A 17926-nucleotide genomic window follows, 5' to 3' on the forward strand; every position below is an offset into this window, starting at 1 on the left:
CGGATCGGCGTGCGTACAGCGGTTACGCTGATCGAATGACCCCGCAGCTCCCGCAGTTCCCCTCGTGGCTGACCGACCCCCGGCCGGTCCTCGCCATCGGCTGCGCGCTGTTCGCCGTCGCCACGGTGGTGGTCTGGGCCGGCGGACAGCGCTGGGAATCGGCGCGTCCGGTATGCCTGATGGGTTTGGCGGTCGGACTGCTCGGGTACCTGATTTTCGCCATTCAGCGGCGCGGTGCGCGGCGCGGCGACAAGGGTGCGCAAACCGGACTGTGAACATCGGCGCCCAACTCCGCGGCGTTACAGAGCATCGTCCGAGGCAGCGGGCCTGAAATTCCGGCGCGGTGTTCGGCACCGGTAGCCCTCGTCCGGGGAATTGACTGTTCGGGTCGAGCGGGTCAGACTCGCTCAGGTGTCCTCCCGATTGAGCGTCGAAGAACGACGGGCCCACCTGATCGAGGCCGCGATCGGCCTTGCCGAGAAAAAGGGAGTCGCGGGGGTGACCACCCGTGACGTCGCTCAGGCCGCGGGCGTCTCGCTAGGCGTGGTGCACTACTGCTTCGAGAACAAAGACGCGCTGATGACCGAATTGGTCAAGGCGCTGTCGATGGAGCTGCGCGATTCGGTGGACGCCAACGAATCGGTCTGGCAGCAAGCGGGTAGTGGTAACACCGCGTTACGCGATCTGCTGCGTGCCGGACTGGAACTCATGTGGCTCAATATCGAAGCCACACCGGAACGTCAGCTGCTCACCTACGAAACCACCACCTACGCACTGCGTGAAGGCGAACAGACTCCCGCCAAACTGGCGATCGCCCGGGAACAGTACAACTTCAACGATTCCACGGTGGCCGATATCCTCGACCACGCTCGTGATGCCACCGGTAGCACCTGGAAGGTTCCGGTGCCCCAGCTCTCGCGCTTCACCCTGAGCGTGATCGACGGCATCGTATTGCGCTGGCTGGTCGACAACGACAGCGAAAGCGTTCGTACCCAACTGGATCTGCTCGCCCAGGCCCTGGCCGGGCACGCCGACTGATCGGCCGCCGCCGGTCAGCAGCGACGGCCCGGCCGCAGCACATGGGTCGCGGTCCCGTCGCGCCACCACGGGACGGCCACGGTCGCGGTCACCGCACCCGTCAGCCGAACACACAGTTCGTCGTGCAGAATCAGGGGCCCATCCTGCGGTGGCAGCGCGAAAAGCCCGCGCAATACGACCCCCAGCGGTTCCCCCGCCCAATCGGTTTCGTGGCCGGTTCCGATCACTTCGGCGTCGACCTGTTCGGACACCAACGGCAGATCCAGCAGGGCGGCGAGATCGACAGCGGTCGCCGGATCCGCGACCACCAGGCGGTCCGCGGGTATCGCGAGACCGAACCACGGCTGGTCCAGTACCAGTGCGTCACCGGCGTCGATCACCGCACCGGAGAGGGCCCGGACCCGGTCCGGCGGATCGAGCTCGGTGAGATCCAGTCGTGGTACGGCCGCTCCCAGCCGGGTGTGTATCAGCGACACCACTTCCGGAACGGGCGACCGCTCGTCGTCGGCCAGCGCTGCCAGCAGTGTTTCGATCAGCGCGAGATCCAGAGCCACGGGATCGGCGAGACAGCCGCGCAACGCATCGAGATCGACAGCGGACAGCCCGGTGATCGGGAGTTCCGGTAGCAGTCCGGCGAATTCGGTATCCGCCGGATGCCGGTAACCCCCCAGCGCGACTCCGTCGATCCGGGCGTGCTGACGCAACCACCACGCCGTGTACCCATCCGGATCGGCGAGCAGCGGCCGGGTGCGTTCCGTGGTCAGCAACCGCCACAGCGCCTCCGGCCAGGCCGCGTCGTCCACCAGATCCAGATCACGGACCGCGACCAGCTCCGCGGGGTCCGCGGCGAGCTCGGCCCACCAGGTTTCCTCGCCGTCGAGATGATGGTCGGGACCGGTGGGATCGGTTTCGGCGACCACCCCGAAATCCCAGCCGACCCCGATTGCCCGCAGCGCCTCGGCACCGTACTCGGCGACCACTTCCCCGGCCACGACCCCGAACGGCGAATCCGGCACCAGCAGTTCGATCAACGGGGCATCGGGTAACAGCAGTTCGTCGGCCGGTCGCAGAGCACCGGAAGCGTCGGGCAGTTCGAGCATGCCGAGCCAATCCGGCAGTTCGGCCGGGTCGGCGGCCGCGGCCAACCGCAGTACCGCCTCGACCGTCTCCGGATCGGCGGGGTGCTCGGTCAATTCCGCCTGTAGCCCGGGGTCCGACAGCAGATCCGCTACCCCCGCCTGCTGCGCGCCGAGCCGCGCCAGTAGCGGATGCGATGCTTCCGGATGCACCAGCCGGGCCCAATGCACCGGAACCGCGGCGGGCAGGGCGGCGAGTTCGTCGTCCAGCACCACCGTCCGCGGCCCCGTCACCAGCCGTCCGTCGGCCAGCGGGACCGGCAGGGCGCCCAGTTCCTCCACGGTCAGTGGATCGGTGACGAAGGGTTCCAGCGCGGCGTAGAGAGCGAACCACCAGGACGGAGCCCGGTCCAGCCCGGCGCAGAGTTCGGCCAGGCGCGCCGGACCGAGCCGGTGCACCTCCAGTGCGGCGAGCGCTTCGGCGTACCGCGCGCCGGACAGGTCCGGGACGACCAGCGGATCCAGCACCCCACCCAGCAGCCCGGCCAGCTCGGGCGAGAGATCGGGATACACACTCGCCCGCGCGGGTACCGCCACCCGGCCTTGCCCGTCGGTATCGCCGGCCGCGGTCACCTCGTCGCTGCCGGTGTCCGGTGGCACAGCGACCACCGGAAGCCATACTCCGGTCCGCAGTTCACGCAGGATCGCCGCACGTAACAGACCGTCGGTCTCACTTCGGGCGAACGCCGGTGGCGGCACCAGTACCAGCCGTGAGCGCCGGGGCAGCGCGCGAGCGAAATCGGCGTAGCCCGCGACCAGTTCGGCCGGATGGTTTCCGGGTAGCAACCGGCGACGGTCCGGCTGCATCGGAATATCGGCGATGAGCACTGCCGGAAGCGACAGTTCCTCGTCGGAACGGGTCGGCGCTCGCAGCACATCGGGGTCGGCCGGCACCGGGACTCCGTCGCGCAACGGCAGCAGCCAACGCGCCCGGGGCGTCCGGAACTCCCACCACCGCTGCTCGGTTCCGGGGCCGCTGATCCGTAACTCGCCGACTCCCGGTAGCCCCGAATCGCCGGTTTCGGCGCGCACGACATCGTCACCGATGCGGATCTCCCGCAGCGCGGGCAACTCCAGCAGCAGATCGACGGCCTCGGCCCGCATGGATTCCAGCAGCGCGCCGGGGTCGATACCGTCACGCAACCACAGCACGATCTCGGAATCGGCACCCTCGACCGGGGCGGCGGCCACAGGCCAGGCCAGTCGTAGCACCGGTGGCACGAACTCGTTCTCGGCCTGCGGCACGGCCACCCCGGCGGCGCTCAGGGCCGCCCGGGTGCGTTCCCGGGAGAAACGCAGCGAGCCACTGGTGGAACGGAATTCGAGCTCATCACTCACCGTCGGTACCGCGGTGAACCCGACACCGAAACGGCCGGTCTCGCCACCGCTCCCGGATTTCCCCGAAGCCCGCAGCGCGGTCAGCGCGTGCACTCCGGATATATCCAGTGGCGCGCCGGTATTGGCCACCGACAACGTGCGGCCGGTGCACCGCACGGTGACCCGGCCCGGTACTCCCGCTTTCACCGCCGCGTCCGCCGCGTTCTGTGCCAGCTCGGTCAGCAGCCGATCGCGATAACCGGCACGTACCAGATCGGCCTCGGTGGTCGCGTCCTCACGCAGCCGGGTCGGCGAATCACGCCAGGCGGCCAGCACCGCCGCGCGCAGTGCCGCCGTGTCGAAGGGGTCCGCGGTACCGGCATCCGTTCCCACTGGCCCGAACGTTTCGCCCACCGCACCGGTCTCGCTCACCCGAGCCAGCCTACGTGCCCGGATCCGCCGATCGTGCCACGCACGTAGGGTCACCGGACGGGCCCGAGTAGCCGCGGAACCGGCGCCGGGGCAATGCCGCGCAAGGGTCGGCGGGCAGTCCGTCGATCAGGGAGTTTCCGGTGAGGGAGCGGGATCCTCCCCTTCCGCGGGAGCCGGATCCGGCCGAGGTGCACCGGGATGACCGGCGCTCTCGGCACCGGTATCGACCGGTTCGGCGCTTTCCGTAGCGGGGTCGGCGGTAGCCGTGGAATCCGCGGGTGCGGCGGGAGCGGATTCGGTACGCGAGCTGCCGGATGTCTCGGCGACCGGGCTGTCGGCCGACTCAGCGGTACGGCCCTCGATGGTCCGCGCAGCCGGATCCGCCGCGGTCGCATCGCGGGCTTCCCCGGTCGGCTCGCCGGCGGACTCGGCCGCCGGGCCGTCGGTGGGCGTCTGCGCGCCGGCATCGACAGCGGACGGACCGGCGGGTTCGGCGGAAGTCTGTGCGGCCGCGGACTCCGCGGCGGGGCCGGCGCCGGACTCCGCAGCCGCTCCGGCCTCGGTCCCGGTGGCCGGCGTCACGGTGACGAGCTCGATCGCGGCATCGTCGTAGGCCTGATAGATCGGTGATCCGGCGCCGGTCGGCAACTGGGTATCCGAATGGGCACCACAGCCGTACCCCATATGCACCACATGACCGTCGGCGCCCATTGCGTTCGCGCAGACACCGAAACAGGCACGCAGGGCACCGGCCAGCGGGACATAGAAACCGCAGCTCTCACATGAGGCAGGCGCCGCCTTGGCCATCTCGGTATCGGGTCCGAATTCGGCGTACCAGCGTTCGGCCGCGTCCTCCCGGCCCTCGCGGCTGAGCACCTGTTTCCGGCCCAGCCCCACTTGGCCGGCCACTTCGTCGACCTCGGGGTCACCTGTGGCGGTGTAGCCGGGGGCGAGTCGCGAATCGTCCGCGGCCGGGGCGAGCAGATCTCCCGGCGCCAGATCGCCGGGGCGGATTCGCTGATCCCAGGGCACGAAGTCCGGCGCGATCAGCGCGTCGGGCCCGGGCAGCAGCGCCGACTCGCTCACGGTCACCCGGTCGGTGTCCGGCGCGGCCGCCACCACCACCGCCCACTGCCATCCGTGGTAGCCGGGCAGGGTGGCCTCGAAGCGGTGCGTCGCCGAGCATTCGTCCTCGGCGCGGACCCCCAGATGCACTCCGACCCCGGTCGGCTCCAGGTCCACGAGCGCACTACGAGCCAGGTCGACGGCCCCGGCAAGGATCGTCCGCACCTCGGTGTCCGAAACAGATACTGCGCTCACGGACTACATTTTGCCGTATGAAGCGCACTCGGCGTACCTGGGTCGGTGCCACGCTGGTCTGCCTGCTCGCCACAGCCGCCTGCGGGAGTACCGGAGGCGCGGTCCCACGGCTCGGTATCGAGGTGCTGGCGACCCACCGGCACGACCTGGGCGCGTTCACCCAAGGCCTCGAAATCCACGACGGCGTGCTGTACGAGAGCACCGGGATGGTCGGGTACTCCGGTATCCGCACCACCGACCGCGAAACCGGTGCGGAACTGGTCCGTGTCGCGCTTCCGCCGCCCTACTTCGGTGAAGGCATCACCCTGGCCGGCGACACGCTGTGGCAGATCACCTGGAAAGAAGGGGTCGCGTTCGCACGTGACCCGGGGACGCTGGCGGAGAGACACCGGGTGGACTACCCGGGCGAGGGCTGGGGTCTGTGCACCCGAGACGGGCGACTCGTCATGAGCGACGGTTCGGCCGGACTCACCTTCCGCGACCCCGAGACCTTCGCACCGACCGGTTCGGTGGCACTGACCAGTCACACCGACGCCCGCCTCAACGAGCTCGAATGCGCCGAGGACGGTTCGGTCTACGCGAACTCCTGGCCCACCGACGAAATTCTCCGGATCGATCCGGACACCGGGCGTGTCCTGGGCGTCGTCGATGCCGCCGGACTGCTGCCGGCCACCGAGCGCGCACAGACCGACGTGCTCAACGGTATCGCCCAGATCCCGGGCACCGACCGCTTCCTGATCACCGGAAAGTATTGGCCCACGGTGTTCGAAGTCCGTTTCGTCCCGGCTTGACCGGCGCGGCCCGACAGCGACACATCTCACTTTCCGGCCGTCGTGAGCAGGGGGGCGTTTGCGGGCCGCCGCCGTGGGCCAGAATTGATGATGTGCCCACTTCCCGCGAGCCCTCCGGTTCCGATCGCGGTCAGTGGCCCGCCGGCGAGTCTCCGCCACCCCAGCGGCATCCAGGTTTCGACCGCTACCCCCCGCCGAACGTGCCACACCGCAATCACGAGCCCGACCCCGGCAACCCTCGACCGGCCCCGCCACCGACCCGTCCACTGCCCGCCGCCGAATCCGGCACCACACGCCCGGACGGCCACCGGTCCGGGTCGGCACGCAGCGGCCATCAGGTCCCGCCGGTGGCGGCCGACCAGGACCGCTCGGCGCGGCGGGCGGGGCGGTTCGCTCGCATGCTGGGGTCGCTGAGCGGATCACGCGGGTCGGGAGAACCGGTCGATCCGCCGGTCGAGCGCGGAACGGCCGGCCGGCCGGGCGGTGAGCCGAGTGGCACTCCGTCCTTCTCCGGCGAGAGACAGCCGCGGTCCGGCGGCGAGCGCGGCCGACCCGGTCCGGGTTACGCCGCGAACGGTTCCGCTCCGGGCGGCGGGCGTCGGGATGACTCGGTGCCCAGCGGCTCCGCTCCGGGCGGCTCCGGTTCCGGCGGCTCCCGCGCGGGCAACTCCGCTCCCCCAGCGGGCAGCTTCGTTCCCACGGCCGGTGACTCCGGCTCCGGGACGGACCGGCCCGTCCCCCGTAACCGGCCGGGTCCGCCCGCCGATGACCGTGCTTCCGCCGGTCCGGCCCGCTCGCCCGATCCGGGCGCACGGCGCGATCCGGGCCGATCCGGTGCCGGTGATCGTCCTCCCTCGACCGAGGGCCGCCGGGAAACCTGGGACCGACCGGCGCCGGACGCCGCCGCTCAGGATCGCACTGCACCGAGCAGCACCGGCGATCGGCAGCCCGGGGCGGACGGTGGCAGATCCGTTGGGCCGACGCCGACCAAGGAGTATCCGAGCGCCGACGCCGGTTCGGAACAAGATCCCGAGAGCCGGCGCGTACCCCGGAAACTCACCGTCACCCGGGTGGCGGCCATGCGTGGCCGGGAGATCACCGAGAAGGGAATCGCCACCTTCCGGCGGGCGGCCGAAGCCGACGGTGCGGACAAATCCGGTCTGACGGCGCTCACCTACGCCACCATGGCGAACTTCGCGCTGGACGCCGCGATAGCGGTCGCCCTGGCCAATACCCTCTTCTTCGCCAGCGCGACCGCGGAGAGCAAGACGAAGGTCGCGCTGTATCTGCTGATCACTATCGCGCCGTTCGCGATCATCGCGCCGCTCATCGGTCCCGCCCTGGACCGGCTGCAGCGGGGCCGCCGGCTGGCCCTGGCCAGTTCGTTCGCCGTGCGCGCGGTCCTGGCGGTGGTGCTGATCTTCAGTTTCGACAGCTGGGTGCTCTACCCGCTCGCGCTGTGCATGATGGTGCTCAGCAAATCGTTCGCGGTGCTCAAGAGTGCGGTGACACCCAGAGTCCTGCCCCCCGATATAGACCTGGTCCGGACGAATTCCCGACTGACCGTCTTCGGACTGGTCGGCGGGACGCTCGGCGCGGGCGGTGTCGCCGGGTTGACCGCCGCTGTCGCGGGCTCGACCGGCGCGCTGATCCTGGCCACCGGAATCGCCGTCGGCGGAGCGTATCTGAGCTGGAAGATCCCGCGCTGGGTGGAGATCACCGAGGGCGAGGTACCGACCACCCTCGGCTATCACGCCCGCGACGCGGAAACCGAGGCCTTCGATCCCACCACCGAATCCGCGATACCGGCCCGCAAACGCCGCCAGCCCCTCGGCCGCGCAGTCGTCACCGGGCTGTGGGGCAACGGAAGTATCCGTGTACTCACCGGATTCCTGACCTTCTACATCGCCTTCGTGGCCAAGGCGACCGAACATCGCCCGGTACAGCAGGCGGCGATGCTGGGCCTGGTCGGGGCGGCAGCCGCCATCGGCAACTTCGCGGGCAATGCCACCGGGGCCCGACTGCTGCTCGGCCGACCCTCGCTGATCGTGGTGAACTGCACGATCGGATGCACGGCCGTGGCCGTACTCGCCGTCGTGATGGACAACCTGTTCGGTGCGGCGGTGGCCGCGCTGATCGCGTCGGGGGCGAGCGCGCTGGCGAAGGTCTCACTCGACGCCGCCATTCAGGACGATCTCCCACCGGAGTCGATCGCCTCCGGCTTCGGTCGCTCCGAAACGGTGCTGCAGCTCAGCTGGGTGATCGGCGGCGCCGGTGGGGTACTGCTGCCGACCGACTACTGGAAAGGTTTCGCGGTGGTCAGTGCGGTGCTGGTCGGGGGGCTGGTCCAGACTGTGCTGAGTTATCGCGGGTTCAGTCTGCTGCCCGGTCTCGGCGGTCGCCGGCCGTTGCACGCCGAACAGGAAGTTCCGCACTACGACCCCCTACGAGGAGAAGCCGCCCGGTGAGTACGAACAAAGTCCGCACGACCCTCGCGCTGGCCCTGGCCGGGATCCTGGTGCTGGTGGCCGCCACCGCCGGTGTGGTCTGGCTGCTGGCGCGGAACGCCGAACCGAAGGACCCCGAACTCACCGCCTACGCCCACGGCACCAGCGTCACGGTGCCGCCGTTCCGCTACTGCACGGTGCGGATGCAGGACTGCCGGCAGGGTGAAACCGTGTTCCTGGAGGTGCCCGCCGGGAATCCCCTGCAGATCTCGCTACCCGACGAACTGGTCGACAGTCCGTGGGAACTGCTGCCGCTTTACGCCCGCGAGAACGGTGAGCTGATCGAGCAGCCGAGTTCCTATCGGGATCACCCGGCGAACACTCGCGCCCTGACCGTCCAGTCCCGGCCCGAACCGGGACTGGAACTGATCGGGGTGGAATTGCAGGTGATGATCATCGCGATCGACGAGTCCGGTAACGAGTTCCCCGTTCCGCACGCGGTGTGGTCGATCAAAACGGCCTGATACGAGAGCGGGCCGGCCGGATGAACCGGCCGGCCCGAACGTTCTCGCGCGTCGGATCAGCTGTCGAGTTCCCGCGCCACCGCGCGTACGACCTCCGAGATGCGCTGTGCGGTCTTGCGATCCGGGTAGCGGCCCTTGCGCAGATCCGGCTGCACCTTCGCCTCCAGCAGCGTGATCATGTCCTCGACCATGCCGTGCAGTTCGTCGGGGCTGTGCTTGCGCGCGACCGGCTCCTTGCGGGGGCTGCGCTCCTGGTTCTGCCGCACCGACGGGGGCGCCTCCACCAATTTCAGGCTCAGTGCCTGCGGCCCGCGCCGACCGGCCGCCATCCCGAATTCGACCCGTTGACCGGGTTTGAGCGTCTCGACACCCTGGGGCAGCGCGGACGAGCGGACGTAGACGTCCTCACCCTCGTCCTGGGAAAGGAAGCCGAAGCCCTTTTCCACGTCGTACCACTTCACCTTGCCGGTCGGCACTGCGCTCATCCGTTCGTCTGTTCGGCGCCCGGCCCACCGGGCCCGGTCACACTCATCTGCTGAAACCCGCTGGTGGCAGGTCTTGTCCACTACTCGAAAAACGCGCCCCACAAGCATGCAGGACGCGAGATCGGTCCGAGTCTACCCCGGTGAGTACGGGGCCAGCACATCAGTTTTACGGTCGAACGGTGACGAATTCCGCCGATCCGGGGCCCTCGGGCCCGCCACCCGGGCGCACCCCCGGCAACTGGTTGCTGCAGCTCGCGCTCGCGCTCTTCGCACTCGGGCTGCTGTCCGTCGTAGCGATCTTCCTGACGCCGATCCTCACGGACGGCGAGCCGGGACTCTGGTTGTACCTGGGCGCGATGCTGGCTCCGGTCGGCTTCGTGGCGGCGCTGATCTTCGCGCTGCGCTCGGGTCGCCGATCCAGGTGACGACTGTCGAATACCCGGCCGTGTCGCGACCGAAGCGTTATGTGATGATAATCACATAACAGCCCGATAACGGCACAGCGTGTCCTGCGACCGATCCCCGACGCGGCTCTACTAGCTGCGCAGAGTCCGATCGCGACCGCCGTGACCGCTCCGCAACCCATCCGCACACGCCGGTTACCAAATAGTGATTTTTCGCGGGGAACGTCGTACCGTCTACCCCAGCCGGGCACACCGGCCCACCGGCCCGCCGCACCGAACCTCGCCCCGCGGGTACCGGAACCCGACGGAAACCAAGAGGGGCGAGGGCGGGACGGGCACCCTCTCAGCCTGGACCCGAGCGAATACCTCGCAGGTGCGTACGAGAGGAAGACGAACCCGAATGAGTGGACGCCATCGCAAGCCCACCAATACCGGTCGCACTGTGGCCAAGGTCGCCGTCACCGGCGCCATGATCAGCGGTGCGGGCGTTGCCCTCGCCGGTACCGCCAGCGCGGCACCCGACTCCGACTGGGATCGACTCGCACAGTGCGAAGCCGGCGGCAACTGGGCCATCAACACCGGTAACGGCTATCACGGCGGACTGCAGTTCTCGCAGAGCACCTGGCAGGCCAACGGCGGCGGGCAGTACGCGCCGACCGCGAACCAGGCCAGTCGCGAACAGCAGATCGACGTCGCCGAAAACGTACTCGCCTCGCAGGGCTGGGGTGCCTGGCCTTCCTGCTCGTCCTCGCTGGGCCTGAGCAGCGGCTCGACCCCGCGCGAAACCCCGGCCGACACTCCGGCCGTCCAGACCGAAACCCAGACCCCGGGTGCCCATGCCGCGCCCGGCACCCAGACCCAGGCTCCGGCCCAGACCCCCACGCAGACCCAGGAGGTCTACACCGCCGTGGATCGCGCGCTCGCCGCCGTCCAGGCACAGGGCGTCCAGGTTCCGCAGCCCGCGCTGGATCTGTTCGAGGCCGTCAAGGCCGGAACCCCCCAGCTCGATCCCGGCCTGCTCAATGTCTTCGAGGCCAACAAGGGCCTGCTGCCCTCCTGAACGGGCGCCCCGGCAACGAAAGAACCCCGCCTCACCATCAGGTGACGCGGGGTTCTTTCGTTCGTGCGCTCAGCGGTTGATCACTGTTTGCGGGTGCAGATACGGCAGCTTGTCGGCAGCCAGCGGGAACTCGGTGTCCTCACCGAACGGCGAGAGATTACCGGAGCGGGACGACGACAACTCGGTGACAGCGTGATCGCCGTCGGCCACCTCGGGCCAGCCGTTGTCGACGTAGGGTTTCTTCGATTTGTTCACCACCTCCTCATTCTGGCACGGCCGCGCCACGGGGCCGCACGTCAACCACCTCGGTACCGCACGTCGCAGGCCCGGTCGGCGACAGCTACCCGGCCGCGGCCCCACCGAACCGGCAGCCCCGGCTAGTCTGGACCGGATGACCGGCCAAGACTCGTTCACCGCCTGGCTCGGTGCCCGATCCGACGCACAATTGGTGGCTCTCCTCGAACGCCGGCCCGATCTGGCGGTACCGCTGCCGTCCTCCATGGCGGTGCTCGCCGCTCGCGCCGAACAACGTGCCTCGGTCCTGCGCGCGGCCGATGAACTGGGCACCGTACCGTTCGCGATCGTGGAGGTGCTGGCGCTGCACACCGCGGGCGGCGGGGAGCCGTTCACCCGTATCGAACTCAAACGCGCGCTGCGCCCCCGCGCCAAGGCGGCGACGGTGGACGCCGCGGTCACCGAACTGGCCGACCGGGCACTGCTCTGGTTCGACGGCGACCGGATCCGGCTGGTACCGGCCACCGCAGAGGCCTTGCCGTGGTCGCTGGGCAGCGGAGCCGACCCCGCCGGCGCCCTGTCCGAACCGGAGATCACCGCGGCACTCACCGATCTGCTCGCCGCCGAACGTGCGCTGTTGGACAAACTCGCCGAAACCGGCCCGCGCGGGCGCACCCGCGACGCCGCGCCGGACGCACCGGCGGACCGTCCGGTGCCTCGATTGCTGGCTGCCGGGCTGCTGCGCCGGATCGACGACGAGACGGTGGAGCTTCCGCCCGCGGTGGGTCAGCTGCTGCGCGGCGAACCGGTCACCGACCCGTACCGGCTGACCGAGCCCGAGCCGCGGGCGACCCCGCACCGGACAGCCGAGGTCGACGGCGTCGGTGCGGGTGAGGTCGGCGAACTGCTGCGGCACTGTGCCGCGATCCTCGAAGTACTGGGGCAGCTACCTGCGCCGGCGCTGCGGGCCGGTGGCCTGGGCGTGCGGGAACTGCGCCGGATCGCCAAGCACGCCAGGATCGACGAAACCCGGGCGGGTCTGCTGGTGGAACTACTGGCGGCGGCGAAGCTGATCGAGAAGGGTTTCCCCGATCCGGCACCGGAGACCGACGCCGACGATTTCTGGGCGCCGACACCCGCCGCCGACTCCTGGCTGGAAGCACCGGCGGCCCGCCGCTGGGTGCCACTCGCCCACGCCTGGCTGGAGCTGGACCGGAATCCGTGGATGATCGGTCTGCGGGACGCCGCCGACAAGCCGCTGGCGGCACTCGCGCACGAGCTCCGGGTGCCGTATGCCGTACGGGACCGGCGAATCGTGCTGGAAACCCTCGCCGAACAACCACCCGGTACCGAGCTCGATCCCGGCGACCTCGCGCGCCTGCTGGCATGGCGGACCCCGCGGCGCCGGCGGCACTTCCGGCGCCAGGTCGTCGACAACACATTGGACGAGGCCGCCGCACTCGGACTGGTGGGGCGCGGTGCGCTCACCACCGCCGCCCGGACGATGCTCACCGATACTCTCGCGGCCGCCGAAGCGGCACTGGAGGCCGCGCTCCCCGACCCGGTGGACCATGTCCTGGTCCAGGCCGATCTGACGGTGGTGGCACCGGGACCGCTCACCGCCGATCTGCAACGCCGGATCGAGCTGGTAGCCGATGTGGAATCGGCCGGTGCGGCCACCGTCTACCGGATCGGCGAACCCACCTTGCGCCGCGCACTCGACGCCGGTCTCACCGCCGCGGAACTGCACAGTCTCTTCGGCCGGCACTCCCGCACTCCCGTCCCGCAGACACTCACCTATCTGATCGACGATGTGGCCCGGCGGCACGGCCGGTTGCGGGCCGGAATGGCACAGTCGTTCGTGCGCAGTGAGGATCCCGCGCTGTTGGCCCAGGTGCTGGTCTCCCCCGTCGCCGAAACCCTCGCACTGCGCGGTATCGCGCCGACAGTGGCGATATCGCAGGCGCCGCTGGGCGAATTGTTCGAGCAGCTGCGCGCGGCAGGCTTCGCACCTGCCGGTGAGGATGCTTCCGGCGCGATCGTGGACCTGCGGCAGCGCGGTGCGCGGATCAGTGTCCGGCCGCTGGCCCGGCAGCCGTACCGACCGTCGCCGCCGACGAGCGATCAGCTGGAGCTCTTGGTCACCGAGCTACGCGCCGGAGAACGGGCCGCCACCGCCGCCTCCGGGCAGGCGGTACGCAGCGACGGCACCCGCACGAGTACGGCCGCCGCTCTGGCATTGCTCCAACTGGCGGCGCGGGTGCGGCGGCAGGTCCACATAGGCTATGTCGACGCCAAAGGCACCGCGATCCAGCGGGTCGTCGAACCGGTGCGGGTGGGCAACGGTCAGCTCGAAGCGCTGGATCCGGTCACCGGAACGGTCCGGCAGTTCACGCTGCACCGGATCTCATCGGTCGCGCTGCTCGAGTAGCCGTGCCGCCGCCGGATCACTCAGCCGCGCAGCGAACCCGGATAGAGGTACTGGTCCGGCGGCGGGGTCGTGCCGCGCAGCCAGGCATCGAAGAACCCGGTGAGATCGGTCGGTGATCTGGACTGGATGAAGGTCCGGAACTCCGGCATCGAAGCATTGCCGTAGGCGTGCGCCGCCACGAATTCACGCAAGGCGCCGAAGAAGATGTCGTCGCCCAGCTGTTTACGCAGGGCATGCAGAAACAGCGGTCCCCGGTAGTAGACCGAGGTGAACATATCCTCGGGTCCGGGATCCTGTAGCGGCACTTCCCAGAATTTCGGCTTCGCCGACATCTCCCGGATCGTGTCACGGTATTTCGCGTCCACATCGGCGCCCTCGGTCCGCTCCGGCCAGAGGTAGTCGGCGGTATAGCTGGCTACGCATTCGTTCAGACAGATATCGGACCAGTTCTGGACGGAGACCGAATCGCCCCACCACTGATGAGCCGTCTCGTGCACCACCGTGTTCAGATCGGCCCACGACGCATAGGTGGGCCGGGTCTGGGTTTCCAGGGAGAACGGGATCTTCGCGGCCAGGAATATCCCACCGCCGGTGTCGAACGGATACGGGCCGTAGAGACCTTCGGCGAAATCGAGGATCTGCGGCAGCTTCTCCTCGTACTGGCGCAGATCCTCGGCACCTGGCGCGAAAGCGCTGAGCAGTGGGGTCCCGTTCGCCCGGCGCTGCTCCAGGAATTCGAACCGGTCGATGGCCACAGTGGTTAGGTATCCGATCACCGGATAACGCTGTTCCCAGCTCACTGTGCGGAAACCGTCTCGCACATCGTCGCGCACTTTGGTGCCGCCCGACATCACCTGCCATTCCTCCGGAACGGTCGTATGCAGGGTAAATGTGGCCTTGTCCCGCGGCGAATCGTTGAGCGGATACCAGGTGGAAGCCGAATGCGGTTGTCCGGTGGCGAAGGCGCCGCCGGTCGGTGCGTAGGTCCAGCCCGCGCCGCGCGTATCGGGGGCCGTACCCGCGTAATCGACGGTGACGGTGAACGGCAGGCCGGGCAGAAGCGGCAACGCCGGGTGTACGACCAGTTCGTGCGGTTTCCGCAATTCGAATCCGGCGGGCATATTGTTCACCCGCACCGTTCGCACCGGAGGGCCGCTGTAATCGAGATCGAAGGACGTCAGCGGCTGGGTGGCCGCGGCATCGATCCGGGCCGAGCCGGTGAGCTGGTGATCGGCCGGATCGTAGCCGAGCGTCACATCGTAGTGTGCGACGTCGTAACCGCCGTTACCGTCCCGGGGAAAGTACGGATCGCCCATGCCCTCCGATCCCGCCGACGACGCGGACGGCGCCTGCGCGGCGACCGGCACCAGGGCCGGACTCGACAGCGCGAGCACCGCGGCGATCAGCCAGCGGGTGAGCCTCATGCGATTCCACCTTCCGTGCTCGACTCGTATTCTCCCGGTTACCCCGGTCGACGACGTTAGTCGCTGCCGGCCCCGGATCCCGGCACCCCCGGAAAACGCGGCGCGCGAGCGTTTCCGGGCCGCCGTGGACCACCGGCGTAATGTCGCGTGCCACGATTCAGGCGCCGAGGCCGTCCGGTAGGCGGTCCGGGTCGAGCAACAGTCGTTTGGCCGCACTGCGGTGGACCTGTTCGGCGAGGGCGAGATTGTCGGCGAGCAAACGCCATTCGATCTCGGCGATGGCGGCGCGGGCGCGGTCGATCACGGCCGTATCCGCGGTTCCCCAGGCGATCGGCATCGCCTCGACCGGAAGCCAGCGTTCGCCGATCGAACGGGCGGTGCGGTCAGCGCGGACCGTGACCGCGGGGACCCGCTCCCCTTCGGTCACCCGGTGCCCCGGCAATTGCCGTACCTTCCTGGTGACCAGCGCGTATCGCGACTCCCCGGTATCGCGCCGGGCCACATTCACCAGCGCGAGCAGTACCGCACCGCGCGACCGGATCGGTGCGACCACCGCCGGCACCAGTTCCCCCTCGGCATAGAGCTGATCGATACCGGCGCGGCGCGGTGCCCACACCGCCACCCACAACGCTGTCGCGGCACCGAGCGCGCCGGCCAGAGCCAGTGGATAGGACCAGGGGTGCCCCAGCCACACCAGGTAGGCGGTGCCGGTGGCGGCGCCGAAGGCGACGGGAACGGCGGCGAAACGCACCCGGCGGCGTCCGGCGACGACTTCGTTGACCGCGTGGGCATGCCGGCGGTCCACCGCGAATTCGAAGCGTCGCACGTCGCCATTCCTAACACAATTCGTCGAGTTCGGAATGCTGCTATTGCTCGCCGGGACCGATCGCGGGGCCCAGCAGATCATCGGCATCCGTTATCCGATAGGCATAACCCTGTTCGGCGAGAAAACGTTGCCGATGTGCAGCGTAATCGGCGTCCAGTGTGTCGCGGGCCACCACGGAATAGAAATGGGCCTGACCGCCGTCGTGTTTCGGGCGCAGCAATCGGCCCAGCCGCTGGGCTTCCTCTTGGCGCGAACCGAAGGTACCGGAAACCTGCACCGCCACCGACGCCTCGGGCAGGTCGATGGAGAAATTCGCGACCTTGCTCACCACGAGTACCGGGATCTCACCGCGGCGGAATGCGTCGAAAAGGGCCTCGCGTTCCTTGTTCTTCGTCGACCCCTGGATCACCGGGGCGTCCAGGGCGGTGCCCAACTCCTCCAACTGGTCCAGATAGGCGCCGATCACCAGAGTGGGCGCCGAGGGGTGCCGGTCCAGAATCGACTTCACCACGGCGATCTTGGTATGCGCGGTGGAACAGAGTTTGTAGCGCTCCTCGGGCTCGGCCGTCGCATAGGACATCCGCTCGGCATCGGTCAGCGTGACCCGGACCTCGATGCAGTCGGCCGGAGCTATCCAGCCCTGGGCCTCGATATCCTTCCACGGCGCGTCGTAGCGCTTGGGACCGATCAGCGAGAATACATCGCCCTCGCGGCCGTCCTCACGAACCAGTGTCGCGGTGAGTCCGAGCCGCCGCCGGGACTGCAGATCGGCCGTCATCCGGAACACCGGAGCGGGCAGCAGATGCACCTCGTCGTAGATCACCAGGCCCCAGTCCCGGCTGTCGAACAATTCCAGATGCTTGTACTCACCCTTCGATTTGCGGGTGATCACCTGGTAGGTGGCGATAGTGACCGGACGGATCTCCTTGCGCTCCCCGGAATACTCGCCGATCTCCTCCTCGGTGAGCGAGGTGCGCGCGAGCAGCTCCCGCCGCCACTGCCGGCCTGCGACGGTATTGGTCACCAGGATGAGGGTGGTGGCCTTGGCACGCGCCATCGCAGCCGCCCCCACCATCGTCTTACCGGCGCCGCACGGTAGCACCACCACACCGGACCCGCCCGCCCAGAACGAATCCGCGGCCATCTCCTGATAGTCGCGCAACTGCCAGCTCGCGCCGTCGAAATCGAGATCGATCGGATGGGCTTCGCCGTCGACATATCCGGCCAGGTCCTCGGCGGGCCAGCCGATCTTGAGAAGCTGCTGTTTGATGTGCCCGCGCTCGGACGCGTGCACCACCACCGTGTCCTCGTCGATCCGCTCGCCGAGCATGGGGGCGATCTTCTTGTGCCGCAGCACCTCGGCCAGCACCGCCCGATCCAGGCTCACCAGTGTCAGGCCGTGCGCCGGATGCTTGACCAGCTGCAACCGCCCGTAACGGGCCATCGTCTCGACGATATCGACGAGCAGCGGCTGCGGAACCGGGAAGCGGGAATGGCCGACCAGCGCGTCCACCACCTGCTCCGCGTCGTGCCCCGCGGCCCGGGCGTTCCACAGGGCCAGCGGTGTCACCCGATAGGTGTGCACGTGTTCGGGCGCCCGTTCCAGCTCCGCGAACGGCGCAATGGCCTGACGCGCCACATTCGCCAGTTCGTGATCGACCTCCAACAGGACTGTTTTATCGCTCTGCACGATCAGCGGCCCGTCCGCCACGGGACACCTCCTCACCTCGGCTGACGCCCATTGTCCCCGAACTCACCGACAGGATCGTCGGCGGTGATCCCGAACACGTCCCCCACCCCCACAGGCCACTACCCGATTCAGGTTCCCACCCGCCCAGAACAGGAGAAACCCCCACCCGAGCACAACCGGCCCGCATGCCGACCGGAACCTCGACTGCCACCGCACCCCCCGAGTCGAGTTTTACGAGACACCCCAAAGGGTTGAGGCCCGTCTCGCCGTTCAGGCCTCGAAAGCGCATGAGCCGAAGGCTCGAGTCTCGAGGCCTGAACGGCGAGACTTCGGGGGCCTCGACCCCGCGCGCGCCAGCGCGCCGAAA

General features: G+C 69.0%; 14 protein-coding genes and 1 pseudogene. 8 read left to right on the forward strand and 7 right to left on the reverse strand.

What is annotated here, in order from left to right; all coding sequences use genetic code 11:
* Positions 1-35: 35 nt before the first annotated feature.
* Together ACWCPQ_RS29670 and ACWCPQ_RS29675 are read left to right on the forward strand one after the other, a co-directional pair.
* Positions 36-275: a DUF2530 domain-containing protein gene (locus tag ACWCPQ_RS29670; RefSeq protein WP_449904996.1), complete on the forward strand. Its 240-nt coding sequence runs from the start codon at positions 36-38 to the stop codon at positions 273-275.
* A gap of 136 nt (positions 276-411) precedes the next feature.
* Positions 412-1038 carry a TetR/AcrR family transcriptional regulator gene (locus ACWCPQ_RS29675; RefSeq protein WP_449904997.1) on the forward strand — a complete coding sequence of 209 codons (627 nt, stop codon included), beginning with the start codon at positions 412-414 and terminating at the stop codon, positions 1036-1038.
* Between the two features lie 14 nt (positions 1039-1052).
* Here ACWCPQ_RS29675 and ACWCPQ_RS29680 read toward each other — a convergent pair whose 3' ends face one another.
* Both ACWCPQ_RS29680 and ACWCPQ_RS29685 read right to left on the reverse strand, forming a co-directional pair.
* Entirely contained in the window at positions 1053-3827 is a 2775-nt protein-coding gene (locus tag ACWCPQ_RS29680; RefSeq protein ID WP_449905019.1) for a sacsin N-terminal ATP-binding-like domain-containing protein, read from the reverse strand.
* A gap of 222 nt (positions 3828-4049) precedes the next feature.
* Positions 4050-5243, reverse strand: coding sequence for a DUF3027 domain-containing protein (locus ACWCPQ_RS29685; RefSeq protein ID WP_449904999.1), 1194 nt, complete (start codon positions 5241-5243; stop codon positions 4050-4052).
* A 17-nt stretch (positions 5244-5260) separates the two neighbouring features.
* Here ACWCPQ_RS29685 and ACWCPQ_RS29690 point away from each other — a divergent pair, with 17 nt between their 5' ends.
* From ACWCPQ_RS29690 to ACWCPQ_RS29700, 3 genes and pseudogenes are all read left to right on the forward strand, one after another.
* Entirely contained in the window at positions 5261-6034 is a 774-nt protein-coding gene (locus tag ACWCPQ_RS29690) for a glutaminyl-peptide cyclotransferase (protein WP_449905001.1), read from the forward strand.
* Between the two features lie 1043 nt (positions 6035-7077).
* Positions 7078-8502, forward strand: a pseudogene (locus tag ACWCPQ_RS29695) (MFS transporter); the annotation flags it as partial.
* Complete coding sequence (locus ACWCPQ_RS29700) at positions 8499-9005, forward strand: DUF2771 domain-containing protein (protein ID WP_449905003.1); 507 nt, start codon at positions 8499-8501, stop codon at positions 9003-9005. The pseudogene ACWCPQ_RS29695 and the gene ACWCPQ_RS29700, both read left to right, overlap by 4 nt.
* 56 nt (positions 9006-9061) lie before the next feature.
* Here the strand turns inward: ACWCPQ_RS29700 and ACWCPQ_RS29705 are convergent, their stop codons facing one another.
* On the reverse strand, positions 9062-9481 hold the full coding sequence (locus tag ACWCPQ_RS29705; RefSeq protein ID WP_449905021.1) for a cold-shock protein: 420 nt from the start codon (positions 9479-9481) through the stop codon (positions 9062-9064).
* Between the two features lie 188 nt (positions 9482-9669).
* On the opposite strand from ACWCPQ_RS29705, the gene ACWCPQ_RS29710 reads away from it, so the two are divergent.
* Entirely contained in the window at positions 9670-9915 is a 246-nt protein-coding gene (locus ACWCPQ_RS29710) for a hypothetical protein (protein WP_449905005.1), read from the forward strand.
* Between the two features lie 379 nt (positions 9916-10294).
* Positions 10295-10954 carry a transglycosylase family protein gene (locus ACWCPQ_RS29715; RefSeq protein WP_449905007.1) on the forward strand — a complete coding sequence of 220 codons (660 nt, stop codon included), beginning with the start codon at positions 10295-10297 and terminating at the stop codon, positions 10952-10954.
* Between the two features lie 69 nt (positions 10955-11023).
* Here the strand turns inward: ACWCPQ_RS29715 and ACWCPQ_RS29720 are convergent, their stop codons facing one another.
* Entirely contained in the window at positions 11024-11212 is a 189-nt protein-coding gene (locus ACWCPQ_RS29720; RefSeq protein WP_449905009.1) for a hypothetical protein, read from the reverse strand.
* A 133-nt stretch (positions 11213-11345) separates the two neighbouring features.
* On the opposite strand from ACWCPQ_RS29720, the gene ACWCPQ_RS29725 reads away from it, so the two are divergent.
* On the forward strand, positions 11346-13619 hold the full coding sequence (locus ACWCPQ_RS29725) for a helicase-associated domain-containing protein (protein WP_449905011.1): 2274 nt from the start codon (positions 11346-11348) through the stop codon (positions 13617-13619).
* A gap of 20 nt (positions 13620-13639) precedes the next feature.
* On the opposite strand, the gene ACWCPQ_RS29730 is transcribed toward ACWCPQ_RS29725, so the two are convergent.
* From ACWCPQ_RS29730 to ACWCPQ_RS29740, 3 genes are all read right to left on the reverse strand, one after another.
* Complete coding sequence (locus tag ACWCPQ_RS29730) at positions 13640-15043, reverse strand: M1 family metallopeptidase (protein ID WP_449905013.1); 1404 nt, start codon at positions 15041-15043, stop codon at positions 13640-13642.
* Between the two features lie 157 nt (positions 15044-15200).
* Positions 15201-15869: a DUF3239 domain-containing protein gene (locus tag ACWCPQ_RS29735; RefSeq protein ID WP_449905015.1), complete on the reverse strand. Its 669-nt coding sequence runs from the start codon at positions 15867-15869 to the stop codon at positions 15201-15203.
* A 40-nt stretch (positions 15870-15909) separates the two neighbouring features.
* Positions 15910-17580, reverse strand: a complete 1671-nt coding sequence (locus tag ACWCPQ_RS29740) for a DNA repair helicase XPB (RefSeq protein ID WP_449905017.1) — start codon at positions 17578-17580, stop codon at positions 15910-15912.
* Positions 17581-17926 lie beyond the last annotated feature (346 nt).

The sequence above is a fragment of the Nocardia sp. NPDC001965 genome (assembly GCF_053594175.1).